Annotated in this window: 22 protein-coding genes and 1 pseudogene; 15 read left to right on the top strand and 8 right to left on the bottom strand. The window is 45.5% G+C overall.

Annotated elements, in window-relative coordinates:
- Nucleotides 1-18: 18 nt before the first annotated feature.
- Nucleotides 19-1023, bottom strand: a complete 1005-nt coding sequence (locus tag QUA01_RS13710) for a BMP family protein (RefSeq protein WP_333089875.1) — start codon at nt 1021-1023, stop codon at nt 19-21.
- A gap of 337 nt (nt 1024-1360) precedes the next feature.
- Nucleotides 1361-3535, bottom strand: a complete 2175-nt coding sequence (locus QUA01_RS13705) for a glutamine synthetase III family protein (protein WP_333089876.1) — start codon at nt 3533-3535, stop codon at nt 1361-1363.
- A 523-nt stretch (nt 3536-4058) separates the two neighbouring features.
- On the opposite strand from QUA01_RS13705, the gene QUA01_RS13700 reads away from it, so the two are divergent.
- Nucleotides 4059-4202 (top strand): hypothetical protein, encoded by a 144-nt coding sequence (locus tag QUA01_RS13700; protein ID WP_333089878.1) that lies wholly within the window; start codon nt 4059-4061, stop codon nt 4200-4202.
- A 181-nt stretch (nt 4203-4383) separates the two neighbouring features.
- On the opposite strand, the gene QUA01_RS13695 is transcribed toward QUA01_RS13700, so the two are convergent.
- The gene (locus QUA01_RS13695; protein ID WP_333089879.1) at nt 4384-4986 is read right to left on the bottom strand and encodes a 2OG-Fe(II) oxygenase; all 603 of its coding nucleotides are present in this window, start codon (nt 4984-4986) and stop codon (nt 4384-4386) included.
- A 218-nt stretch (nt 4987-5204) separates the two neighbouring features.
- Between QUA01_RS13695 and QUA01_RS13690 the strand changes: the two genes are divergently transcribed.
- The 7 genes from QUA01_RS13690 (at nt 5205) to QUA01_RS13660 (ending at nt 15320) form a co-directional block, all read left to right on the top strand.
- Nucleotides 5205-6242 carry an ankyrin repeat domain-containing protein gene (locus tag QUA01_RS13690; protein WP_333089882.1) on the top strand — a complete coding sequence of 346 codons (1038 nt, stop codon included), beginning with the start codon at nt 5205-5207 and terminating at the stop codon, nt 6240-6242.
- A gap of 118 nt (nt 6243-6360) precedes the next feature.
- Nucleotides 6361-6570, top strand: coding sequence for a hypothetical protein (locus tag QUA01_RS13685; protein ID WP_333089885.1), 210 nt, complete (start codon nt 6361-6363; stop codon nt 6568-6570).
- A gap of 290 nt (nt 6571-6860) precedes the next feature.
- A complete protein-coding gene (locus QUA01_RS13680) occupies nt 6861-8723 on the top strand; it encodes an RNA-binding domain-containing protein (protein WP_333089886.1) in 1863 nt (620 codons plus the stop codon).
- Nucleotides 8724-8956: 233 nt separating this feature from the next.
- A complete protein-coding gene (locus QUA01_RS13675) occupies nt 8957-11296 on the top strand; it encodes a glycoside hydrolase family 31 protein (protein ID WP_333089888.1) in 2340 nt (779 codons plus the stop codon).
- Nucleotides 11297-11593: 297 nt separating this feature from the next.
- Nucleotides 11594-12742: an AAA family ATPase gene (locus QUA01_RS13670; protein ID WP_333089891.1), complete on the top strand. Its 1149-nt coding sequence runs from the start codon at nt 11594-11596 to the stop codon at nt 12740-12742.
- Nucleotides 12739-13350 (top strand): hypothetical protein, encoded by a 612-nt coding sequence (locus tag QUA01_RS13665; protein WP_333089893.1) that lies wholly within the window; start codon nt 12739-12741, stop codon nt 13348-13350. The genes QUA01_RS13670 and QUA01_RS13665 overlap by 4 nt, the downstream gene beginning before the upstream one ends.
- Nucleotides 13351-13454: 104 nt before the next feature.
- A complete protein-coding gene (locus QUA01_RS13660; protein WP_333089896.1) occupies nt 13455-15320 on the top strand; it encodes an ABC transporter ATP-binding protein in 1866 nt (621 codons plus the stop codon).
- 2 nt (nt 15321-15322) lie between these two features.
- On the opposite strand, the gene QUA01_RS13655 is transcribed toward QUA01_RS13660, so the two are convergent.
- Entirely contained in the window at nt 15323-15523 is a 201-nt protein-coding gene (locus tag QUA01_RS13655; RefSeq protein WP_333089898.1) for a hypothetical protein, read from the bottom strand.
- A gap of 68 nt (nt 15524-15591) precedes the next feature.
- Here QUA01_RS13655 and QUA01_RS13650 point away from each other — a divergent pair, with 68 nt between their 5' ends.
- Nucleotides 15592-16188, top strand: coding sequence for a Uma2 family endonuclease (locus tag QUA01_RS13650; protein WP_333089900.1), 597 nt, complete (start codon nt 15592-15594; stop codon nt 16186-16188).
- Nucleotides 16189-16423: 235 nt separating this feature from the next.
- On the opposite strand, the gene QUA01_RS13645 is transcribed toward QUA01_RS13650, so the two are convergent.
- Nucleotides 16424-16846 carry a hypothetical protein gene (locus QUA01_RS13645; RefSeq protein WP_333089901.1) on the bottom strand — a complete coding sequence of 141 codons (423 nt, stop codon included), beginning with the start codon at nt 16844-16846 and terminating at the stop codon, nt 16424-16426.
- A gap of 288 nt (nt 16847-17134) precedes the next feature.
- On the opposite strand from QUA01_RS13645, the gene gnd reads away from it, so the two are divergent.
- Nucleotides 17135-18589: a decarboxylating NADP(+)-dependent phosphogluconate dehydrogenase gene (gnd, locus tag QUA01_RS13640; RefSeq protein WP_333089903.1), complete on the top strand. Its 1455-nt coding sequence runs from the start codon at nt 17135-17137 to the stop codon at nt 18587-18589.
- Nucleotides 18590-18690: 101 nt separating this feature from the next.
- Nucleotides 18691-19161 carry a restriction endonuclease gene (locus QUA01_RS13635; protein WP_333089906.1) on the top strand — a complete coding sequence of 157 codons (471 nt, stop codon included), beginning with the start codon at nt 18691-18693 and terminating at the stop codon, nt 19159-19161.
- A gap of 253 nt (nt 19162-19414) precedes the next feature.
- On the opposite strand, the gene QUA01_RS13630 is transcribed toward QUA01_RS13635, so the two are convergent.
- The gene (locus QUA01_RS13630; protein WP_333089907.1) at nt 19415-20377 is read right to left on the bottom strand and encodes an NAD-dependent epimerase/dehydratase family protein; all 963 of its coding nucleotides are present in this window, start codon (nt 20375-20377) and stop codon (nt 19415-19417) included.
- A gap of 262 nt (nt 20378-20639) precedes the next feature.
- Between QUA01_RS13630 and arfB the strand changes: the two genes are divergently transcribed.
- A complete protein-coding gene (arfB, locus tag QUA01_RS13625) occupies nt 20640-21053 on the top strand; it encodes an alternative ribosome rescue aminoacyl-tRNA hydrolase ArfB (RefSeq protein WP_333089908.1) in 414 nt (137 codons plus the stop codon).
- Nucleotides 21054-21086: 33 nt separating this feature from the next.
- Here arfB and QUA01_RS13620 read toward each other — a convergent pair whose 3' ends face one another.
- Nucleotides 21087-21314, bottom strand: coding sequence for a helix-turn-helix transcriptional regulator (locus tag QUA01_RS13620; protein WP_333089909.1), 228 nt, complete (start codon nt 21312-21314; stop codon nt 21087-21089).
- Nucleotides 21315-21427: 113 nt separating this feature from the next.
- The gene (locus QUA01_RS13615) at nt 21428-21709 is read right to left on the bottom strand and encodes a helix-turn-helix domain-containing protein (RefSeq protein ID WP_194012524.1); all 282 of its coding nucleotides are present in this window, start codon (nt 21707-21709) and stop codon (nt 21428-21430) included.
- A 361-nt stretch (nt 21710-22070) separates the two neighbouring features.
- Here QUA01_RS13615 and QUA01_RS13610 point away from each other — a divergent pair, with 361 nt between their 5' ends.
- From QUA01_RS13610 to QUA01_RS13600, 3 genes and pseudogenes are all read left to right on the top strand, one after another.
- A complete protein-coding gene (locus tag QUA01_RS13610) occupies nt 22071-23069 on the top strand; it encodes a hypothetical protein (RefSeq protein WP_333089914.1) in 999 nt (332 codons plus the stop codon).
- The gene (locus tag QUA01_RS13605) at nt 23011-23238 is read left to right on the top strand and encodes a hypothetical protein (RefSeq protein ID WP_333089915.1); all 228 of its coding nucleotides are present in this window, start codon (nt 23011-23013) and stop codon (nt 23236-23238) included. Before QUA01_RS13610 ends, QUA01_RS13605 begins: the two co-directional genes overlap by 59 nt.
- A 338-nt stretch (nt 23239-23576) precedes the next feature.
- Nucleotides 23577-24324: pseudogene (locus tag QUA01_RS13600) on the top strand (IS1 family transposase).
- Nucleotides 24325-24846: the final 522 nt, after the last annotated feature.

Below are 24846 nucleotides of genomic sequence, written 5' to 3'. Positions count from 1 at the left end.
AATCAATTAATGGGCAAACTAAGGAGAAACATCGATTTTGCCAGTCGTCACAGCTTCTCGGATTATCTTAAAATTGTCCTCTTCCTGAGACGTGAGACTACCACGGAAAGGGGCAAAGTCGTAGATTTTTTCCTTGAGGCCAAACTTGTAAAGTTTTCCTTCCCAGCGACCTTGCTGGGTTAACACTGCCACATTTAGCACCAGATGGGGAATGTCCTGCAGAACGCTAGTTAGGACTTTGCCGGGAGCCACTTCGTACTGATCCTTTGTCCTACCAATCACAAAGACTCCTGGCTTTTGCGAAACGGCTTTTAGGGCGGCTAACCCTGCCTCACCTGCGTTGAATGCCAAAATATCTACTCCAGAAGCAACCATATCCGTTGCGACTTTGATGGCTTTGTCCGTATCAACCCAAGAGTTGAGAAAAGCCGTCGAGGCTTGAACAGAGGGATTCGTTGCTTTCACTCCCCGCCTAAACAAGGCTTCTTCTTCTTTGTAAACCGGATAAGCTTCACCCGCAATATAGCCAACTTTATTGCTTTTGGTCTTCATGGCAGCCAAAGCGCCTGTGAGGTAGCCCACCTCACCCGATCGAAAGGCAACAGCCCCCAAATTTCTGTTATTCCCTGGATGCGTTGTAATCAGGGCAAATTTTGTTCGCGGAAATTCTTTAGCGACCTTTTCGGCAACTTTGGAATAGGCACCACTGGCTGCAATTACCAGGTTATAGCCTGACTGGGCATATTTGCGAATGGCAGCTTCACTATGTTCACCGTCAAGACTATCAGTAACGTCTACCTGAGCGTTAAATTTATCTCTGATGAGATTCAATCCTTCAAAGCAAGCTTGATCCCAACTTTGGTTGTCTTTGGAGCCTGTGGTGAGCATTGCCACTCTAAAGCTGCTGGAGGTACTTGCTTCAGGGGAAGAGTCTATCTTCGGAGTCGATCGACTGCACGCGATCGCAAAAAATAGAGCTAGAGCCGCCAGAGTCATTTGTTTCAAGAGAGATTGAATTTGCATAATAGCTTTTCTGAGCAATATTACTTTTTTTTCCGCCGACAAATTTGTTGAAGGATATCTCAACAATCTTCACAACTCTTACTCTCGCTCGCATTTAATGACTCTGACAGATTCAGCGTAACACTCAATTAAGCTCAAAAACAAGTAAGGACACGGCACTGCCATGTCCTTACAACTCTAAGGATCGAAAACTTAATAAATTAAGCACCTCCTACAGTCTTCTCTCCTGTAACTTGCGATATCAAAGGAGGCTCTTCCTCGCCTATCTGCATTACCAGGATCTTCCTGGTAACGAGCAAAGCTTACAACTCTAACTGCAAATTAACTCTATTTGCGATTACTTAACAAACAGCATTTCTTGATAAGTAGGCAGCGGCCACAAATCATCAGCCACTTCAGCTTCCAAAGCATCAGCATACTCGCGAACCTCATCCATCAAAGGGCGAATTGTTTGCGAAGCGTACTGCATATGCTCGTCTGTTGTAGCAAAATCGTGCTTGCTCAAAGCATCGCTCAACTTGCTCGCGGTATCCATCATTGACTTAACCAGAGCAGCTACTTTTTCGGCAGTTGCCTTTTCCAATTCAATGCCAATTTCTTTCAACTTATAAATCGTGTTAGAAAGATCGGACAAATAGCTCACCGCTGCGGGATAAATCAGAGTTTTTGTCATGCTCAGTACAAGTTTTGCTTCGACTTCTATTGCCAGCAAATACTGCTCTGCATACACATCATAACGGCTTTCTAGTTCAACGGGAGTTAGAACACCTGTCTTTTCAAACAAGTCCTCAACGTATCCTTCCTTCAACGCCGACAAAGCATCTGCCGTAGTCCGCAAGTTGGCTAAACCCCGTTCTTCAACAGCCATTTTGTGCCATTTTTCTGAATAGCCGTTACCGCCAAATATCACTGCGCCGTGGTCGTCCATCACTTCTTTCAGAAGTGTTTGGATGGCAGCATTCAGTTCAGTTCCGTTAGCCAAATCGCTTTCTAATTTGTTAGCAACCCAGTCCAAAGAATCTGCAAGAATAGTATTCATTGCCACCAGCGGGCCGGAAACAGATTGACCGGAACCTACTGCACGGAATTCAAAGCGGTTTCCCGTAAAGGCAAAGGGCGAAGTCCGGTTTCTGTCGCCGGCATCCTTCATGAAAGTAGGCAGTGTTTCTACGCCTAAATTCATGATGCCTCGACATTGAGAACCCTTAACTCCTCCTTTGCTAATTTGCTCGAAGATATCTTCTAATTGCGAGCCCAAATAGACAGAGATAATTGCTGGCGGAGCCTCATTTGCACCCAATCGGTGGTCGTTGCTGGCAGTAGCAACTACGGCGCGCAACAAGGGCCCGTATTTGTGAACTCCGCGAATCACAGCGCCGCAGAAAACTAGAAATTGTATGTTCGAGTGCGGTGTATCGCCGGGGTCTAATAAGTTGCCTTGGGTGGCGTTACCGACTGACCAGTTAACGTGTTTGCCGGAACCGTTGATTCCCGCGAAGGGCTTCTCGTGCAGCAAGCACATAAAACCATGTTTCTTCGCTGTGTTGCGGAGAATTGTCATGGTTAATTGTTGGTGGTCGCTGGCGACGTTTGCTGCTTCAAAAACTGGTGCAATTTCAAACTGACCGGGTGCTACTTCGTTGTGGCGAGTTTTGGCCGGAATTCCCAGGCGGTACATTCTTTCTTCTACTTCTTGCATGAAGACTTGAACGCGCTCTGGGATGGCTCCAAAATAGTGGTCGTCAAATTGCTGACCTTTGGCGGGAGCTTTGCCAAAGAGGGTGCGGCCTGCTAGCAGCAAGTCTGGGCGGCTGTGGCCGAAGTTGGAATCTATAAGAAAGTATTCTTGTTCGCAACCGCAACTGGAATTTACGGGTGCAACTTCGGTGTTTCCTAACAGTTTTAAGACTCTGGTTGCTGCTTTGTTCATGGCGCTAATGGAGCGCAAAAGCGGGGTTTTCTTGTCTAGGGCTTCACCTGTCCAAGAGATGAAAACAGTGGGAATGCACAAAGTCATGCCGTTGTCTGTTTCCATGACATAGGCGGGGCTGGTGACATCCCAGGCTGTGTATCCGCGAGCGGCGTCGGTGGAGCGAATGCCGCCGTTGGGAAAGGAGGAACCGTCGGGTTCGCCTTGTACTAAAAGTTTACCTGCAAATTCTGAGATGACGGAGCCGTCGCTTTGGAGTGAGATGAAACCGTCGTGTTTTTCGGCGGTGCTGTTGGTTAGCGGGAAGAATACGTGAGCGTAGTACAGGGCTCCTTTGGAAATGGCCCAATCTTTCATTGCTACTGCAATTACATCAGCTACGGAAGGATCGAGGGTTTGCCCGGTTTGAATGGTGTTTTTTACTGATTTGAAAATATTTTTGGGCAGTCTTGCTTGCATTTGGCTCAGACTAAAAACGTCTGTTGCCCACATATCTTCTAACCGCTTGGGAGGCTTGGGTGGGGTCAGTTGGCGGTTGACGATTTGAGAAATTGCTTGAACGCGCGATTGGTTTCCACTCATGGTTATTTTTATTGGGATTAGGGGAGCAGTAGTTGTGAAAAATAGTGGTTAGCGCAAGTCTAACCGTTGATGAATCTGTTAGATTTACTAACATTTTTAGTCAAGGCTAACTTTTTGGAGAATGCCTTTTTTGGCAGGATATGAAGAATTGGATGAGCGAGGCGCAATAACTTCGCTTTCTGTGTTGCTGAGAATCCAGTGTTCGATAGATGCGGTGGGATTTTAGTTCTTAGCAATAAAATAGATGACAAGAGGCTGTACTAACTTTAGTTAACATCATAGATGTGGTCGCTGCACAGATTTAGTAGCTCATTTTAACCCTGGTAAGCTCAAAAACTTTGTGCTAGTCAATTCCGATTAATTCTGGTCAAAACTACTTATGGTTTTTAACGGTTCAACGATAAATCGCAGCCCAGCAAACAACGCACTCGTTTATTGTTTTGGGGAATTATGGAGACTACACAACCTACACTTGGAGAGTGTAAGCAATCATTAACTTAATTAATGTAGCACAGGCTACAGAATGTTACTTTTTTTTGCGGAATGGTCGATCGCCCGATCGCGCGTAACCGCAAAAGTTGAGTTTGACAGGAGGCCCGCGACTGAAACGGCAGGCGATCGCAGCAGTTGTAGGGTGCGCCAGCAGTGGGTTATTCGGATTATTTAGAGTTCAAATTTGATAACCGCTATAGCTGATCTGATGTCGGTTGAATTGCGCGCGATCGAACTTTGTCGCGTCGTGCGGGCGGGTTTATAGATATTGTGGGTTTGAGTCATCAATTTTTGGTTAACCAGCCCCTACAATTATTGTGGCTAATTTACGGCAGGTATCAGCGATCGAATAAACCTTACTTACTTTTGGCTTTCGCGGCCCTTGACTCCACCGTAAATCCGGGAATATCTGACAATTCTGTGGCGCTCAAACTGTACTGTTCGCAAACCAAACTTAAACGAGTTCCGCTACTTTTAACGGCGTTGACAGAGTGAGTCAAATCTCCTTGAAAATAGATGAGCGAGTTGGCTTGCGGCTTAATCTGTCCGACTTGCTGTTTGTTGCGCCGCAGTATCAACTCTCCTCCTTGCAAGTTTGGCGGTACTTGTACGTACAAAACGCTGACGGCGGCGGGAGGTTCGACGGTTTTGCAGTACGATCGCAAAGAGCGATCGATATGCGGATCGACGCGGGAACCTTCACCCAGCAACAAAGGGTTGAGGTAAAAAGCGTTGCATTCAGGGTTTAATGCTCTGTCTAGATAGGGTTTGAAGAAGGGGAAGCGGCGCTCTACTTCGGCAATTTCGGAACGCTTAAACACCACGGAAAAGCCTTTTGTGCCAATGAAATCGCGGTTGAGGTTGTTGATTGCCAGATACGGGGATGCTAGAATTGAGCCTCGCAAGTCGTTGAGATAGTCGATCGAGAAAGCGTTAGGATGTTGGCTGTAATATTTCAAGGCGCTTAAAAATCATCAAATTTTAACGGAAACAGCGGATAGGAATGTAGCAATCGTTAATATTTCGGATTGTTTGGTTCCTCGCGCGGGATCTGTGGAAGTTAAAAATTATAGTCTATTCCAGGAGCGACTGTAAGATAATTATGCGTTTTTTTAGTTTTGGCTGTCTTGGTATTTTAGGCTTCTTAATTATCCTCTCGGTTGCGCCCCGAGAAATTATGAAATCGGGTATTCGCAGCGCTAGTTGGAGTCCAAACGGCCAATATGCGATCGCCATTGTCAGACATCCGATGCTGTTTGCTATGCCTGGTGGGGGCAGCGATGCGCCTTGCGATGTATTTTTGTTCGATGCGTCTGGAAGGGAGTTGAAGAGTAAAAGTTTTGAGATGGTGCAACTTGTGTCTGCGGGCTGGCAGGGCGATATCGTTGAGGTTGGGATGTTCGATCGGTGGGAATTGCCCAAAATAGATAATATCAACATTCTGCTGTTTAGTGCGGCTTACACGGGCAATTTGGCGGAAGTCGAAAAGCTGTTGCCAAAAAATGCGGATGTTCATTTCAAGACTTATTTAAACCAAACACTGTTACACGCGGCTGCTTTTGGCGGGAATCAGACTATTGTAAAGTTGTTTCTGCAAAAAGGATTGAATGTAAAGGCGATCGACAAAGCAGGAAAAACTGCCCTGCACATGGCGGCTGCTGGAGGGGGTAGCGGGGTGATAGACTTATTGATCGCCAGCGGTGCAGATATGGAGGCGATCGATCGCAATCAACGCACGGCACTCAACATCGCAGCAGAAAGCGGTAATTTTGCAGCAATGAAAGCCTTGATTAATCGAGGCGCTAATGTGAACGATGACAAAAATTTGTTTACTGTTATTAGCAGGTTTAAACCGGGAAAAAAGAAACTAGAGATGGTTGAATTAATCCTGAAAAATCAAGCCCAAATTCCTAAAGGCTTGCTGTATAGTGCGGTGTCTCGTGGAGATATTGAGACTGTGAAATTATTGATCGATCGCGGTGCTGATGTCAACGCTCCCGATCCTTACGACAATACTACTATATTGATGAGAATTGTTCAACCGAATACGGGTATTTCCCAGGAATTAAAACCTGAATTAGTGAAGTTGTTTCTTTCAAAGGGTGCGGATGTGAACGCTCGCAATAAAAATGGTGCAACGGCTTTAACCATTGCTGAAAAATCATCAACTTCGGAGATTGTTAAGTTACTCAGACAGCACGGCGCTAAAATTTAAGGGAGCGATCGCATAGTTTTTGGCAGTATTTTTCCTAAAATACGAATACTCTACCGCAATTGGCATACAGTTATAAATTGTCAGCGTATCACAAGCTCTGGTTGAATTAGGAGATCGAGTGGAATTTTGGCTCAAAGGCGATCGAGTAAGGGCGATCGTCTTTTTTGGTTCCGGTGAAGTTGTTTTCTTCAATCGCGGAGTTTTGGAAGCACAGATGTCAGATAAAGGGGAAGTTGTAACTGTTTTTACTGCTGGTGAACGCCGACAGTTTGAGGGGCTAGAAAGAAACGGAGTATCAACAAGAATTTTGCCAGTATTTGGGAGATAGCAGGTGAGGGATAAAAAAGCAACAATTTAGACGGGTAAAGCACGATTTCTTAAAGGCACAAGTGCTTGATGCAAGACACTAGGCTTGGCGTTGAGATATACCTCGCAACTATTGCTCTCGTTGTATCCAACCACAATCGCCCCTACTGTTGTGCCAATTTCTGGATACATTTATTAATGTAGGAATTGTGTATTAGCGTTGCGGTAGCCGTAGGTATTGTTGTTTTTCAGTTACATTGTCAATTTGTGTTACACTATAGTAATCATGTCAACCGTACAATAAAGTTAAGTATGTCTGGCGATACTGTTGTTACTGACTTGCTTGCTACTCTTATTGAGCGATTGCAAGGGAGTGAAACCCTAGAATTTGAGGTCAAATCAGCCCAAGGTGGTATACCTAAATGTATCTGGGATACAGTTAGTGCATTCGCCAATACCAATGGTGGGTGGATTTTATTGGGCGTTAAAGAAGATATAAACAAGAGGTTGGAGGTTGAAGGATTATCTAATCCCTCTAAAATGCTGGATGATTTCTACAATCAGTTGCGCAATAATCAAAAAATTAATTACCCCATTTGTAGCGCAAATGATGCACGTATTGAAACTTTAGATGGTAAAAAAATACTCGTGATCCGCGTACCAGAAGCACCACGTCAACAGCGTCCTATCTACATCAATGGCAACCCCTACAATGGCACCTATGTAAGACGTCACACTGGCGATCATCGCTGCATCAAGCCAGAAGTAGACCGGATGATGCGTGAAGCGTCGGATGTCGGTGCTGACTCCGCTATCTTACCCGGATTTAGCTTGGATGATATAGACCAAGATGCGTTGGCACGATATCGGCGATTAGATCAAACCCTTCATCTTAGCGAGCCACGTAATACCTATGATGATCTCCGCTTTCTGACAGCAATAGGTGGTTATGCTCGTGAGAGAGGAACTGGAAATGAGGGCTTGACTGTCGCAGGATTGCTCTTACTGGGAACGGACCAGGCTATTCGGGAGTGGCGATCTCGGCACATTATCGATTACAGAATGACATTAACTGAAGATGACCCCAATAAGCGTTGGGATGATCGCGTTCTGTGGGAAGGACATTTGTTTGGTGCTTTTGAAAATATCTATTCTCGCGTAACAACAGGTCTAGCTACTGCTTTTCAATTGCAGGGAGTAACACGAATTGAAGAAAGCTCTGTTCATGTTGTGATCCGTGAAGCACTTGTGAATCTTCTTGTGCATGCTGATTATTCCATAGCAGAAGCATCCCTTATTTTCCGCACACCTAGCGGTTTTCTCTTTCGGAACCCTGGAAGTTCTCGTATTTCTGAATTTGATCTTATTCATGGCGATCGTTCCGATCCACGTAATCCTGAATTAGTTCGTATGTTTCGTCTGATAGGATTAGCAGAAGAGGCGGGAACAGGCATCCCAAAAATTATCCGGGCATGGCGTGAATTAGGATTAGAAATGCCCAAAATTGATGCTGGAACAGAGCGATACGAATTCACATTAGAGCTTCGTCAGGCCCACTTGCTTTCTAGTAATGATCGTAGCTGGTTAAAGAGCTTGAATTCACACTGGAATGAAGCAGAACAATTAGCGTTAGTTCATGCTAAACACAAAGGCTATGTTGATAATGCCTCACTAACTCGATTAACTGGTCAGCACTCAGCAGACATATCTAAGGTACTAGTCGGTCTCCGTAACAAACAGTTCTTACAAATGATTGGCGGAGGTCGTTATGCTCGTTACGAGTTAGGTTCACTGGCGATATCTGCAACTCGTATGCCTACAAATACTGTTACGTCTCCCAGCAAGCAAGAAACCATTTCTGAAAATCTTTGGAATGAACTGATGCAGATAGGTACAGATATCCGAGCTCATTCTAAAATTAACCGCGTAACACTAGAAAAGATCATAGTACAACTGTGTGCATTAACTCCTCTTGGTGTCAATGACCTGGAAACTATTCTGAAACGTAAAAAGCACTATCTTCTCAGAATAATTCGCAGCTTGATTGTCTCAAATCGGATTAACTACAAATATCCTCATCAACCTAATCATCCACGCCAGAAGTATGTTGCAACCGAGATAGTGGGAGAAGATGTTAGCCCCCAGCAAATCGCTCTGGATTTAAAGTATAATTAAACAGCAATTTCAGCTTATTTACTAGCGTAAATCATCTGCAATACTTTTTAATAACGCAGTGCTGCGGACGCTTGAAAGCAACTGGTGGGGTTGCAAAGGTTACTTGCCGCCGCTAACCTTTGCCGTTACATTGATCGCACTTTCCTCTAAAATCTCCCCTTATTTCTGCCTTTTGCCAGATGACAACTCTTAACTGCTAGCAGCAAAATCGATAATATTTAGAGTCAGAGTGTATGCCACAATACTTCGGAAAACTCCAAACTACCGAACAGCCTTGGTCAATTATTGGCTCAGTAGAATCGATCGACAAAACGGAGCGCACAATTCACTTCAACTGTACCAATTCCGCTCTCAAAATCAGCGTACTCGCGCCGAACTTAATCCGAGTGCGAATGTCCCCGACGGGCGAATTTAAAGAACGATCGCACTACTCAGTAACTCTCCCCGACGAAGAGTGGGAAATTGTACCCTTTGAAGTGCGAGAAACCGACGAAAAAATAGAAATAGAAACAGCACAAATATTAGTTTCTGTCAAGCGATCGCCCGCTGCAATCGAATGTTTCGACAAATCGGGAAAACCCTTTGCTAGCGACTGCGATCGCAATATGGGATGGCGCGCGGGTGCAACCGCAGGCTGGAAGCGCATCGAAGCCGACGAACACTTCTACGGTTTCGGCCAGCGCACCGGCTTTCTCGACAAACTCTCCGAAGTCAAGACAAACTGGACAACCGACGCGCTAGACTACAATTCCCTCACCGACGAAATGTACCAGGCGATCGCATTTTACATCGCCCTGAGTCCCGATCGCGCCTACGGCATCTTTTTCAACACCACATTTTGGAGTCAGTTCGATATCGGCGCCGAAAAACCGGGAGTTTTGCGGATGGAAACCAGAGGCCAGGAACTCGACTACTACATCATTTACGGCCCGGAACCCGCCCAAATTCTCGCTACCTACACCCAGTTAACCGGTCGGATGCCGCTTCCGCCAAAATGGGCGCTCGGATACCACCAGTGCCGCTGGAGCTACGAATCCGAGGACGTTGTGCGGGAGTTGGCGCAGGAATTTCGCGATCGCAGCATTCCCTGCGATGTCATCCACCTCGACATCGACTATATGCGCGGCTACCGCGTTTTTACCTGGAGCCCGAAGCGTTTCCCCGATCCCGCTAAACTGATCGCAGACTTGAAAGCAGCCGGTTTTAAGGTGGTGACGATTGTCGATCCCGGTGTCAAGTACGAACCGGAAGCAGATTATGAAATATTCGATCGCGGTGTAGAAAACGACTATTTCGTCCGCACCGCAGAGGGAAAGCTTTTCCACGGCTACGTTTGGCCCGATAAATCGGTGTTTCCCGATTTCATGCGCCCAGACGTGCGCCAGTGGTGGGGCGAATTGCACAAAACCCTGACAGATATTGGGGTTTCGGGGATTTGGAACGACATGAACGAACCTGCGATCGCAGAACGTCCTTTTGGCGACGGCGGCGAACACATCAGCTTTCCCCTGGATGCGCCGCAGGGCCCCGATGACGATCGCGCTACTCACGCTGAAACGCACAATTTGTATGGGTTGATGATGGCGAAAGCTTGTGCGGAAGGGTTGCAAAAAGTGCGATCTAATGAGCGGTCTTTTGTGCTGACGCGATCGGGATTTGCGGGCGTACAGCGTTACTCTTCCGTGTGGATGGGCGACAATCAATCGCTGTGGGAGCACTTGGAAATGTCGCTACCGATGCTTTGCAATATGGGACTTTCCGGCGTAGCGTTTGTCGGTTGCGACATCGGCGGTTTTGCGGGGAATGCAACCGCCGAAATGTTCGCGCGGTGGATGCAGGTGGGGATGCTGTATCCCTTGATGCGCGGTCATTCGGCGATGAGTACGGCGCAGCACGAACCGTGGGTTTTTGGCGATCGCACTGAGAAGATTTGCCGCGAATACATCAATTTGCGCTATCAGTTGTTGCCTTACATTTACACGTTGTTTTGGGAGGCTGCAACGACGGGCACGCCGATTTTGCGACCGCTACTGTATCACTTTCCGCGCGATCGGGCAACTTATCACCTTTACGATCAAGTATTACTCGGCCCGTCGCTGATGGCTGCACCCGTTTACCGCCCGGGAGTTGAGCATCGCGCCGTGTATTTGCCGGAGGGGACTTGGTACGATTGGTGGACGGGCGAATGCTATCAGGGCCCGATGCACATTTTGGCTGATGCGCCTTTGGAGAGAATGCCGCTTTACGTGCGGGGCGGGGGGATAATTGCGATCGCGCCCGTGCAGCAATTTGTCAGCGAACAACAGCTTGATTCATTGAAAATGCGAATTTGGCCCGGAACTGGTGAATGGACGCTTTATGAGGACGACGGACAGAGTTTTGAACACGAACAAGGTGTCTGGGCTACGACTAATTACCAGGTGTATTTTGAGGGTGAAAAAGTGATAGTTGAAATTGCGGCGCGGGAGGGAGAATTTGCGATTTCGGAACGTGAAGTTACTGTGGAAGTTGTTGGCGTTGGGGAACAGCAATTTAGGGATGATGGTGCGGCGCGGCGTTTGACATTTGGATAATTTTGGCATAAAGCGGTTTATGCTATGGTGGGATTGATTCAGGGCGATCGCTCGATCTGGTAGAGTTTGAGATGGAAAGGGCGATCGTAACTTTAAAATATTACAACCCACATTCCGCACGTCAACTTGTAGTATACCCAATAATACGATAATTCTGAGTTATTTGACGTTTTGTTTGCGTACAAATATTTAGTTTTTTTTGTTTTGGTGTTTGCAAAACTACCAAACAAATGTAATAATTACATATTACATCTTGAAGTGCGGAAGGTGGGTTACAACAATGGAAATTTTGTCAGTATGATTATCTCCCATATAACTCTGAAAAATTGGCGCAATTTTCAGTCAGTGAATGTTGATTTGCGCGATCGCATTTTTATAGTAGGCCCGAATGCTTGCGGTAAATCCAACTTTCTTGATTCATTCCGTTTTTTGCGGGATTTGGCCAAAGCAGGAGGCGGATTGCAAAAAGCTGCGATCGATCGAGGTGGCGTCTCAAAAATTCGCAGTCTTTATGCGCGTCGGTATCCAGATGTAGAAATAGAAATTCACCTTTCAGAATCTAATTCCCAACAGCCATTATGGAGGTATGGGCTGGGAATTAAACAGAAAAAAGGTGGGAAAAATGAGCCAATTGTTGCCTACGAACGAGTTTGGAAGGGTGACAAAAAAATTATCGATCGCCCTACTCCAGAAGATGAAAAAGATGAGCTGCGTCTCACCCAGACTTATCTAGAGCAAATTAATGCCAATGCCGAATTCAGAGAAATTGCTAAATTTTTAGAATCGATTTTATATTTACATTTAATTCCTCAGTTAGTTCGCCATCCCGAAGCTTTTGCTACTCCTGGACTTTCCGAAGATGCTTTTGGGAGAACTTTTTTAGAACGAGTTGCTAAAACTCCCGAAAAAACTCGAAAATCGCGATTAAAAAAAATCGAAGATGCTTTAAAGTTGGCTGTCCCGCAATTAACAAATCTCACGGATACTAAAGATGTGATGGGAGTTCCCCATTTGGAAGCTGTTTACGAACATTGGCGGCCCGGAGCGGGAAAACAACGGGAAGACCAATTTTCGGACGGAACGTTACGGTTAATTGGTTTGCTTTGGTCGCTGTTAGAAACCGATACATTATTGTTACTAGAAGAACCAGAACTCTCTTTAAATTCGGCGATTGTTAGCAATCTACCGTCTCTGATTTATCGCCTTCAGCGTCCGAGAAAGCGACAGGTTATTCTCAGTACCCACAGTGCAGATTTGCTCTCAGACAAAGGTATTGGAGGCGAAGAAGTGCTGCTCATGACACCGACTTCTGAAGGAACTCAGGTAAAACTTGCTTCAAGTAACGAACAAATAAAAATGCTACTAGAAGGAGGTTTAAGTATAGCTGATGCTGCACTTCCTCTCACAGCACCGCCCGCGATCGAACAACTCAGTTTATTCAAATGACGGATATTCCCATCAATCTAGTGTTTGAGGATGTACTGAGTGAAGCCGTTCTCAAACAAATGCTCAAACAGTCTCAACGTCCCTTTTCAGTTGGAAATTGCTTGAATCAGAGAGGATATGGCAAAATTAAAAATAACCTTCCTGCGTACAATAATGCGGCAAAGGGAATGCCATACTTAGTATTAACTGATTTGGATAATGCAGAATGCCCGCTAGTAATTCTTTCGGAGTGGTTAACTCAACCAAAACATCCTAATCTGCTGTTTCGGATTGCGGTTAAAGAAGTCGAAGCGTGGTTGCTAGCACATCGAGAAGCATTTGCTGAATTTCTGGGTATTTCAGTAGACTTGATTCCTGCTGATGTAGATAAAGTTTCCGACCCCAAACAGCTTTTAATCAATCTGGCTAAAAAGTCAAAGAAGCGAGAACTGCGGGAGGGTATCGTCCCCGATCGCAATAGTACCGCAAAAATTGGTAAAGACTACAACGGTCAACTGATCCAGTTTGTCGATCAAAATTGGCAAGTTGCGTCAGCACAGACTAATTCCCCCAGCTTAGAACGAGCTATGAATGCGATCGTAAATTTTCAACCAACCTGGGAAAATTGAGGATAAAGAAAGACAAATTATGCGATCGCCAAATACAATTAATCAAATCATCATCTATAATCTACCGTCCGGGGATGACTAGACCCGACACCTACCCACAAATAATGCAACCCATCCAAATTACCACATTCCAAGCTTTGCGGCGCAGCTTGAGCCTGATAATCAAAGCTGCACCCATTGAACTCCGCAATTTAATATTACTCAATATCATTCGCGGTACAGCCCCATCTGGCGTACTATTTTTAGATAAATTAATCATTGATGAAGTCTCTCGCTTGCTGTCGCAACCCAAAACAGCACAGCCCTTAGCTTTGATACTTTCTCATCCAATATTGCTGTGGAGTATTGCCGGAGTCTTAACTCTCAAATTAGTCAGCGATTCCATCGATACAATGAGTTCCTTTACAGTAACATCTTTGCGCGATCGCCTTCAAGGCGCAGTTGAAGGAAAAGTCCTCGAAAAAGTTGCCAATTTCGACGATATCGCCCTGTTTGAAAACCCAGAACTCTTAAATATTGTAGAACTCGCAAAAACCGGAGTATCCCGAATACAACAACTAGCATTCAGCATCAGCATGACAATCACCGGAATTTTTATTTTTATTCCATCTGTCAGCCTTGCTGCTGCTATAGCGTGGTGGGTACCCGTGCTGATGTTAATCTCATCACTTCCCTCAATTTACATCGAAAGAAAATATACCAGAATCATCTGGAGAGTTCAAAAAAAGCAAGCTAAAATTAGTCGCGAAATGAACTTGTCATCACGAGTATTAACTGGGGAAGAATACGCTAAGGAATTGCGTTTGTTTGGGCTGCAAGAACTTTGGCTTAAACGCTGGCAAAGTCAGTTCGTGCAGTTTTTTAGCGAGATGCAGGGCATCCGAAAAAAAGCATCAATTATTGTACTGTTGTGGTCGATATTTAGTAGAGTAGGAGTAGCTTTGCCCTTTGTTTATGTAGTAATGGGAGCTTTGGGAGGGCGCTATACTTTGGGGGATTTGGCGCTATATTCTGGTTTAATTGTCCAAGTAGAAAACAGTTTAGAATTATTGATTAATAGTTACACTAATTTGTACGATATTGGCCTCGGTGTCAGTCCGATTTTTCAACTGTTGGATCTGAAGCCAGAATTGCAGTCTCCGCTGGTAAATGTAGCATCTCGCTTGCCAAACTTGCCGGATAGCAGCCAAGATGTTGAGGTGAGAAAAGATAAAATTGGCATCGAAATTAAGGATTTATCTTTTGGCTATCCCGGTAGCACTAAAAACACAATTACAGATATCAATTTAACGATTAATCCGGGGGAAATGCTCGTGCTTGTTGGGGAAAATGGCGCGGGTAAAACGACTCTTGGCAAACTCCTCGGCCGCCTGTACGACCCGACAAGTGGTACGATCGCCTGGAACGGTCAAGATTTGCGATCGTACTCTCTAGCATACGTGCGATCGCGCATCGCAGTCGTTATGCAAGATTACGCCCGCTTCCCCTCCACAGTCCGCGAAAACGTCGGTTTCGGCGACTTGCTTTCCCTGTCGGATGACACCGCAATTAATCAAGCAATTTCCGAATCAGGAATCGCAGCTAAAATCAACAGTTTAGACAAAGGTTTAGAAACACCCTTGGGGAAACAATTAGAAGACGGCATCGATTTATCGGGAGGACAGTGGCAAAGAATTGCGATCGCCCGCGCCCTCATGCGGCTTTCTACAGCCGAAGTGCTAATTTTTGACGAACCAACCGCCGCCCTCGACCCCAAGACAGAACACGAAATTTACAGCATATTCCGCCAAATCGCCGTCGGGAAAACAACGATTGTCATCAGCCACAGATTGGGATTGGCCAAAATTGCCGATCGCATCGCCGTGATGGAAAATGGTAAAATAGCCGAAATCGGAACCCACAACGAATTGATCGCAGCAAACGGAATTTACTGCTCAATGTTCACCCGTCAAGCTAGCAGCTATATTTAGAGTCAAACAAACAAAATTTCGGTAGGGGCGGCTTCACCAACTATATCCAACTCCAACAGACAATCTACATAAACCCGCCCCCACCAAGCGACAGAAATACGATCGCACTTCCATCGCTGCGTAGCGAGAAACCGGGTTTCTGCGACAATTTGCAGATGAGTACCAGAGATATCGGCAGAAACCAAGTTTCTGGGGTTAGCCACTTTTTTGAGAAACTTGTCAGAAAGTGCGAGTTATAATAAAACCAACCTAGTTGGCAATAATATCAACGATGGAAACTATAACTCTCAACCTACCTGCAGCCGTCGCTTTAACCGACGAACAATTTTATCAATTGTGCATCGCTAATGAAGAGTGGCGATTAGAACAAACTCCCGAAGGAGAACTAATTATTATGCCTCCAACAGGCGGCGAAAGCGGCATCAGAAATTCCGAGTTGACTACAGACCTAAATTTGTGGAATCGTCAGATTCGATTGGGAAAAGTCTTTGCCTCTTCCACCGTCTTTCAATTACCCAACGGTGCGAAGCGTTCCCCAGATGCTGCTTGGGTACTCCTAGAACGTTGGGAAGCATTATCCGCAGAAAATAAGCGCAAATTTCCTCCCCTGTGCCCGGACTTTGTAATTGAATTGCGTTCTGCAAGTGATTCCCTAGAAACATTGCGGGCTAAAATGCGGTATTATCGAACTAACGGCTGTCGCTTAGGTTGGCTAATTGACCCCCAAACGCCTTTAGTAGAAATCTATCGGTTGTCTGAAGATGCAGCAGAAGTGATTAATTTCTCTTTTGACCAACCGCCAAAACTTTCGGGTGAAGACGTACTTCCCGGATTTGTTCTCGATCTTACACCTATTCTCAATCCTTAAATCTCGATCGCACTTCAATCGCTGCGTAGCGACAAACCGGGTTTCTGCGACAATTTGCAGTTGAGTACCAGAGATATCGGCAGAAACCCGGTTTCTAAGATTAGGAAAAATAGCGACAAACCGGGTTTCTGCAACAATTTGCAGTTGAGTACCAGAGATATAGAAAGAAACCCGGTTTCTGAGATTATTGTGCCTCCGAAAAGTCGTAGCGTAGCGGGGCGTAAGCCATCGCCAATTACCTCCCAGTCAGCGTATCAGCATAAGGATCTGGCAAAGCTTGCTGCACCTCCAAAACCGACAAAGAATTACCAGTCAACGGTTCGCTAATCAACTTTTTTTTTACCCCATCCCCGCGCCTGTCCCGTTCTTGCAACTTCAGCAATTCCTCTTGATACACAGCAACAATTCGCCCCAAACTCACCACCAAATCATCCCAATTCTCATCTCCCACCAACTTCTCAGAAATCCCCTCAAATAACTCTCCAGCTTGCCTTTTTTGAACATACGCTTTCAAAAGCTTTCCCGACTTTTGCAAAACCGCCTGATAAATGTCCCCATCAGACCACCACAGCCCCTGTTGACTCAGCAGCCAAGTTAAAATATACTCGCGAGCGTGTTGCTCCTTCACCCAGGCCGCCAGATACTGCAAATCTTCCATAGTTACAAAAGTCTCCTAAATTTTCCTCAAAATGTGCGCTTGTTTGTATCTATCGTTACTGCGATCGGTACAATAGTGGCCTTAGCATCACCAGTCCTTGTCTTTAATATCCCTTAAATCTTAAAAAAACCCTACTGATTTACCAAACAGCAATTCTTACAATATAAAAATAAACCTAAACCTCCTCGGTCTATTGTCCAATACTTTAGTCCACCGGAAAGCGGTATACCCCGCCTCGCTTTCCTCTATCTCAAATCAAACCTCCAGCGAAACTAGCGGGTTATTAGCATGACAAAGCAAAATTTTGGTTTAATCGGTCTAGCCGTAATGGGCGAAAACCTAGCCCTCAACGTCGAAAGCAGAGGATTCTCGGTAGCTGTATACAACCGCACAACAGCTAAAACCGACGAATTCATGGCCAAACGCGCCCCCGGCAAAAACATTGTAGCCGCCAAGACTCTCACAGAATTCGTCGATGCCCTAGAAACCCCGCGCCGCATCTTAGTCATGGTGCAAGCTGGGAAAGCCGTAGATGCAGTCATCGACCAGCTCAAACCCATGCTGTCACCGGGGGACATGATCATTGACGGCGGAAACTCGCTATACGACGACACCGAACGCCGCACCAAAGATTTAGAAGCAGCCGGACTGGGATTTGTCGGCATGGGCATCAGCGGCGGCGAAGAAGGCGCGCTCAACGGTGCTAGCCTGATGCCCGGTGGCACCCACGCCGCTTACGGCATCCTAGAGCCAATTCTCACAAAAATAGCAGCTCAAGTAGATGACGGCCCCTGCGTCACATTCATCGGCCCCGGCGGTGCCGGTCACTACGTGAAGATGGTGCACAACGGCATTGAGTACGGGGATATGCAGCTCATTGCCGAAGCCTACGATTTGCTCAAAAACGTGGCGGGACTCAACGGTCAGCAGTTGCAAGAAGTATTTGCCGAATGGAATACCACCGACGAACTCAACTCGTTTTTGATTGAAATTACCGCGAATATTTTCAAGTACATTGACCCAGAAACTAAGCAGCCCTTAGTTGAGGTAATTATGGACGCGGCCGGTCAAAAAGGCACGGGCCGCTGGACTGTCATGAGTGCTTTGGAATTGGGCGTGAGCATTCCCACAATTATCGCTGCGGTGAATGCGAGAATTATGTCTTCTTACAAAGAAGAGCGCGTCAATGCTTCCCACGTACTGACGGGGCCTACCACCAAGTACGAAGGCGATACTAAGGAGTTTGTTAACAAAGTTCGAGATGCGCTTTACTGCTCGAAGATTTGTTCCTACGCCCAAGGCATGGCGCTGTTGAGCGCGGCCTCGAAGTCGTACAATTATCACTTGAGTTTGAGCGAAATTTCCCGAATTTGGAAAGGCGGCTGTATCATTCGCGCTGGATTTTTGGACAAGATTAAAACAGCTTTCAATGACGATCCGGCGCTGCCGAATTTGCTGTTAGCGCCGGAGTTTAAACAGACTATTCTCGATCGCCAATCAGCTTGGCGCGAGGTGTTGTCTACCGCTAGCCTGCTGGGGATTGCAGTACCGGCCTTCAGCGCGTCGCTGGACTACTTCGACAGCTACCGGCGCGAAAGATTACCGCAAAACCTGACGCAAGCTCAGCGCGATTATTTTGGGGCTCACACCTACGAGCGCACCGACAAACCGCGCGGTGAATTCTTCCACTCTGAGTGGACGCAGGCTGCTGAAGAGTCGCTGCAAACCGGCACTACGGACTAATTTGGTGTAGGGTGCGTCAGGCGAGGCGATCGGCAAAGTGAGAAAACATTCAGCCCGCTCCGCACCCTACAATCTACTTGCAATATTATAAATCTAATTTTATGAAACCTTTTATAGTAAAAGCCACTGCTGTTATCGGTGAGATGGCAGTAGCAGTATTTGACACACTTAAAGAAGAAAAGTCAAGAAAACGTTTATTAGAAAGTGGTATTGTGGAAGTGGATGAAATGACAGGAAAAGAGTTTGAAGAATTTCTACGTGTTCATTTTATAAACTGTGGCTACAGTGTTAATTTAACTCAAGATAGTCAAGATTATGGGGCTGATTTAATTTTATACAAAGATGGCTCAACAACAGTGGTTCAAGCAAAAAGAAGCAAAAATCCAGTTGGTATTAAAGCCGTTCAAGAAGTAGCAGGAGCCGTCAGACATTACAAAGGAAATAAAGGAAGAGTCATCACCAACAACCGATTCACAGAAAACGCTTACAATCTTGCTAAATCTAACGAAGTAGATTTATGGGATAGAAAAAAACTAATCGAATTCATCTTAATCTCTAAACATTGTAACTAATTTATATACCAGGATCTGCAAGGGCTACATCGGTTGTTTGTATGCCAGCTCATAGGGTGCGTCAGGCGAAACCCTCGGCAAAGTGAACAAACATTTACCACTGACGCACCCTACAATAACTAAAAGTTAGTTAACTGTAAAAAACAGATACTGCGATTGCTTCGTTCCTCGCAATGACACAAAAAAGCGCTAACCGAAGCATTGACATATAGAAGTTCTGCATCGCGAACTAATTGCCTCAAATCAAAACAATTCAACTAGCACTCGCTCCCCAGGTATCAACTGTTTGCTGCAAACCCTCTCGGTAGCTTGCATAGCGCGGACTCCACCCAAACTGCTTGCGGAATGAGTCGCTGTTGACAGTAGTAGAAAGCTTTAACAAATCGACTTGTTGAGGGGTGACAACTAACACCAGTGCTAGCGGTGTCAGCCACATGGGGATGCGCGCGGGGCGTTTTCTGCCCAGGGTGAAGGCGAATCGATCGATAAAATCAGCAAAAGACACCGGCACACCATCGACAACGTTAAAAATTGCACCCTTCGGTTCCGATTCGTCGGCTACCTTTACCAAAGCCGCCGCCGCATCCTCAAAGTGCAGCCAGTTTCCCAGATTGCTCTCGGGCCCGGCAAAATAAGGACGACCCATTTTAAACGATTTTATATACAGTTTGAGGTCTTCCGATTCAGGCCCGTACAGGTATCCCATCCGCAATACACAAGTCGGAATCTGACTGTTTGTCACCTGATTTTCGGTGGCGATCGCCATTTTGAAAATTGCGTCATCTCCTGGTACGCTCAATGGTGTGTTTTCTGTTGCTTCCTTGGTGTTAGCGTACAAAAAAGTGTAGCTAGTGTGAATTAGCAACTTAATATTTGTGTCTTTTACCGCTGTCAGCAGTGCACCAGTTGTTGTAGAAAGCGTTTTATCGAATCCTTTCCAATCTTGCCCGTCGCTGAGCAGGGTATTTGCTTTTTGCGGTGTGAGGTTGACAACCACATCTGGATTGGCGGCGAGAATGGCATCCCTGAGTTCCACACCGCTGGAATGGTCAGTTTCTACCGCAACTCCGCCGGCTGAATGCACGGCTGCTGCACCGTCTTTTTCCTGTGTCAATCCAGTTACTTTGTGTCCCTGCGCTACAAACTGCCGGACTGTTGCTTGTCCGAGTTCGGAGTCGGCGCTGGTAATAACAATGCTCAGCTTTATATCTGCCATCTGCTGGATCACCTATTTTTTCTGTTTCTACATACTTACTATTTTTGCAACCTCAAAAGCGACTATCTCTTGGTAGAAAAAGTAGTGATTAGGATTTATGCAGGAGGGATGAGAAACCGGGTTTTTGGAGAAAATATTTAGTTGTAACCGACAGTTAGGGTAAAAAAACCGGTTTCTGTGGTCTAGATGTGTCAGTCGCGGTTATTCTAAAGATTAAGTTACCAAAATTTTCTCTACAGCTTGCCCGATCGCCCGCCCAATCATGCTAGAAATTTCCAACACAGTATTTATTGCCGATCGCGAAATCGAAATTAGTGCGATTCGCTCCCAAGGCGCGGGCGGGCAAAATGTCAATAAGGTGGCGAGTGCTATTCACTTGCGCTTTGATATCCCAGCTTCCTCATTGCCCGATCGCTACAAGCAGCGTTTGTTGCAAATCAACGACGGGCGCATCACCTCCGAAGGTGTGATTGTCATCAAAGCCCAGGAACACCGCAGCCAGGAACAAAACCGGGAGGAGGCTTTGAGGCGGCTGCAAGAACTGATTAAAAGTGCGATCGTCATCCCCAAAAGGCGCAAACCCAGCAAAGCGACTCGCAGTTCCCAGCGCAAGCGTCTCGACAGCAAAACCAAGCGGGGGCAGATTAAGGCTCTGAGAGGGAAAATTACCGATTGATGGACGAATCGGGCGATCGGGCTTTTTGACTTTTTATTGGTCAGGATTTTGTGGGCCTAAATCGTTGGGTAAATCGTTAAGCGTTTTTCCCAGAGCTTTGCAAAGGGCTTTCATTTGAGCAATAGTCAGTTCGGGTTCGTCTAATCCTCGCTCCCACTTGCTAATGGCTTGCTGACTTAGGGTTTTTGCGCCCGTTTTGTCGGGAATTTGCTTTGCTAAGGCCGATTGCGATAAACCCACAGCCTCCCGCCAGATTTGCATTGCTGGTATATCTTTGGACTCTTGAGTTTGTTTATTTTGGGGCAGATCATAGCAAATTCACAGCCAAAGTTGTTGACAAATCGACGATCGAGATCGTGGTTTAGCTGTGCTTGTTAGTTGTCGTTCGGCGAGGGCTCGCGACTTGGTAAGTCATCGGGAATTTCGGTTACGTCTAATCCTAAAAGCTCAAACATAGTTTTTAGAGAAACCTGGTACAGGTTAGCCATCGCAAGTATGTTTTCAGCATTAGGTAGAGCCTTGCCGAGTTCCCAGTCAGCTTGTCTTCGCTCGGAAATTCCGATTTTTTCTTTGACTTGAGGGCGTGTTAGTCCAGCTTGTTCTCTGAGTCGTCTCAATGGAGACTTCTCCTTTTCTTGTAAATCTTCTTCAATCATAGGACGAAATATTCATGATGCCAACGTCTTGACAAAGAGTTTAATAAGACGTAAACTTCATGTTGGTAGGCAAAACAAAGGCGGCCGAGCGAGCCGAACATTCAAAACGTGCAGGTTTGAATAACCGCCTTATTTGCAGTGTCTGTCAATTGTGCTTGCATACCCAAGCTGATTTTTGGAGGTTGGGCGCATACCTCAAGCCTCTTTTCCTCAGCGCCGAGGATGTGGTGCCCTGCTGTAAGGTCGATCGACCTACAGCACAACCCAACTCAAAATTGTATCAAAGAACCCGACCAAAACTTCCACTTTGCGATCGCACAACTTCCGTGTTATCGTTCCATTTCTCCACCCATTCCCGATCGTGACCACATCTACCGAAAACTTCTACCTAGGCGATATCGCCTCCAACTTTCACTTTGCAGGCCCGCTGCTAGACTTTGAAGAAGAAATCCAAAATCAATCTCCCTTTCACGATTTAGACTACCTGACAGGGGAAATTAAAAGGGGATTTCTAGACTACGTGCGGCAAGGAATCATGCTGGACGCGATCAGAAAACTGCGATTGTACAAACACAAATTCAAAACTTTTAAAAGTTACTGCGAACAAGCATTAGGCAGACAGTATTTTTACTGCACACAAATCATCAAATCTGCTGGCATTTGCCTGCGCTTAATCAAAGCCGGATTTGAGATTTTGCCAAGCTGTGTCGCTCAAGTTGTGCCTTTGTTCAAACACGCAGTTACAGACCAGTACGGTGACTGTGCTTTAGAGGAAAAGTGGCAAGAAGTGGTGGATGTCATCCCCAAAGAAAGGATTACGGCAGTAACTATTGCCGAAACTGTTGACAACAATCCCAACCTCCGGCTCAAGCAAATTCGCATCAAAACCGATACCTACGACCTTTTAACCAAAAAGGCGGCCGCCGCAGGAATGTCAGTTTCGGAATTTTTGGCAAGGTTGGTTGACGAATATAACCCCAGAAACCTAGAGCAGCCGGCGGAACACACTCCCGAACAAGAGGAGATTTTAGACCAGTTGGACGCGGAATTTAAGAAGCCCGCAGCGGAACAGTCTGCAACTGGAGCTAAAGGTAAAGTTAAATCTAAAGGTTTTGGAGGTAAAATTGAGCCGAAAGGTGCTAAAAGGGAAGTTAATGCGAAAAGTTCAGAAAGTGAAATTAAGGCGAAAAGTTCAGAAAGTGAAATTAAGTTGAAAAATCAGAGAACTGAAATTTTAGCAGAGCAACAGTCCACTTTATTTAAGGAGAAAAATAATGAAATCCTCAGCCCAAAATCCTATCATGCGTCAACTGAAGCTGATGGAGGCTCAATTAAGCCAGATTCAGTGCCAACTGATTAAAGCCACTGTGTTGAATTGGTGGCAAATTGTTTTGCCTGACGGACAAAAGATTGCGATCGAGCACGCGGGCGGCGGACACTGGATTTTTCGGGCTAACGGGCTGGAGAAATCGCATCCTGAAGTGCGTAAAGCTGTGTTAATGGCGATCGCCGAAGGTTGCCGCAAGTAATCTACGGATCTCGGGCGCGGCACGGTGCCGTGTCCCCGATCTAGTGGGCGATCGGGATTTGACAGGATGTTGGGTTGATTTGGGGATGTACGGGGGCGATACCTTCGGTCTGCTTCGCTTACGGCATTAGTATCGAGATTGGTTAAAAGTGCGATCGGAATACCCCAACTGTGCGGCGAGATTTAAGATTCCGGCCTTGTGGACTGATGACGGGTGTCAACGATTTATTCTGGGGTTTGAGAAGATGGGTGAGGATCAGAAATCGGCGTTGCTAAATTAGGATATGATGAAGTGGTCGTGCGAATACCAAAAAATAACACTCATTAAAATACAATATTATGCAATGCCCTGAATGTCACTCAACTAATTTTAATAAAAATGCTCATAAAAAAGGCAAACAGAATTATATCTGTGTGAAATGTAAGAGACAATTTATAGATTATCAAGCTCAAAAAGGCTACTCCGAAAAAGTGAAACGTGAATGCTTAAAAATGTATGTTAATGGCATGGGTTTTCGAGCAATTGAAAGAGTCAAGAATGTGCATCATACTACAATTATTAATTGGGTAAAACAAGCAGAAAAATTCTTGCTAGATTTTTATGAACCACAAATAAATCCATAAGTGGGAGAATTAGATGAATTACAAACATTTGTCGGTTCAAAAAAAAACAAGACCTGGATCTGGACAGCAGTAGACCACTTTAAGCCAGGTATTTTAGGATGGACTTTAGGCGACCATAGCGCAAAAACTTTTGAACTACTATGGGATCTTGTTAGTAAATGGAAATGCTATTTTTATGTGACAGATGGCTGGAAAGTTTACCCAAATTTTATTCCAGAGGGAGATCAGATTATTAGCAAAACCTATATGACAAGAGTTGAGGGTGAAAATACAAGACTAAGACACCCGGATAGCTCGCTTAAAAAGAAAAACTCTTTGTTATTCTAATTCTGAACAAATGCTAGGCTATTCAATTAAATTACTAATTCATTATCTAAAATTTGGAGATGTTCCAATTCCCCATCAAAATCCCAGAAATCATTTTCGGCTCCCCTCTCGTACTTGGGCCCGTATCATACCCTGATTCAGCAACGCCTATTTTTTTAAAGATGTGCTATAGATCAAGTCCTAGCCCCCCGATGCCTTGGGGGGGGTAAGATGTAACGCTACTTAATGAAATTGGTATTAGACACCAGCTCAGATAGAGGAATGGTACAAAGCCAGAAAAATCCAGCTTCTTCTGGCTGAGTGTTGGAGAGCAAAGTGGCTCGTTAAGAACTATTATTCAATTGAAGAAGTGCTATATCTTTAGGAAAATGCCAAAAAAGGAAAGATCGGATTTCAAAGTTTTAAAATTTCTCAACCCGAATCCACTACATTTTAACAGTTTTAACTTATTATTAATTCTCCAACATTTGAGATTTGATGCCAGCACAAATGAAGCGAGCGCCCCACTCTCGCAGAACCCGTCAATGAAGCCATCTTCCACCCATCTACTATGTCAATCAAGCGATCGCACTCCATCGAACTCACGTTCAGTTATATTTAAGTTGCAGGATCGAAACCGTAAAATCACTGATGCAAAACTAAGATGAATCAATTACAA

The organism is Microcoleus sp. S36a_B3 (assembly GCF_036700745.1).
In the GTDB taxonomy this organism is placed as follows: domain Bacteria; phylum Cyanobacteriota; class Cyanobacteriia; order Cyanobacteriales; family Microcoleaceae; genus Microcoleus.
This window is presented reverse-complemented; position numbering and strand designations above follow the sequence as displayed.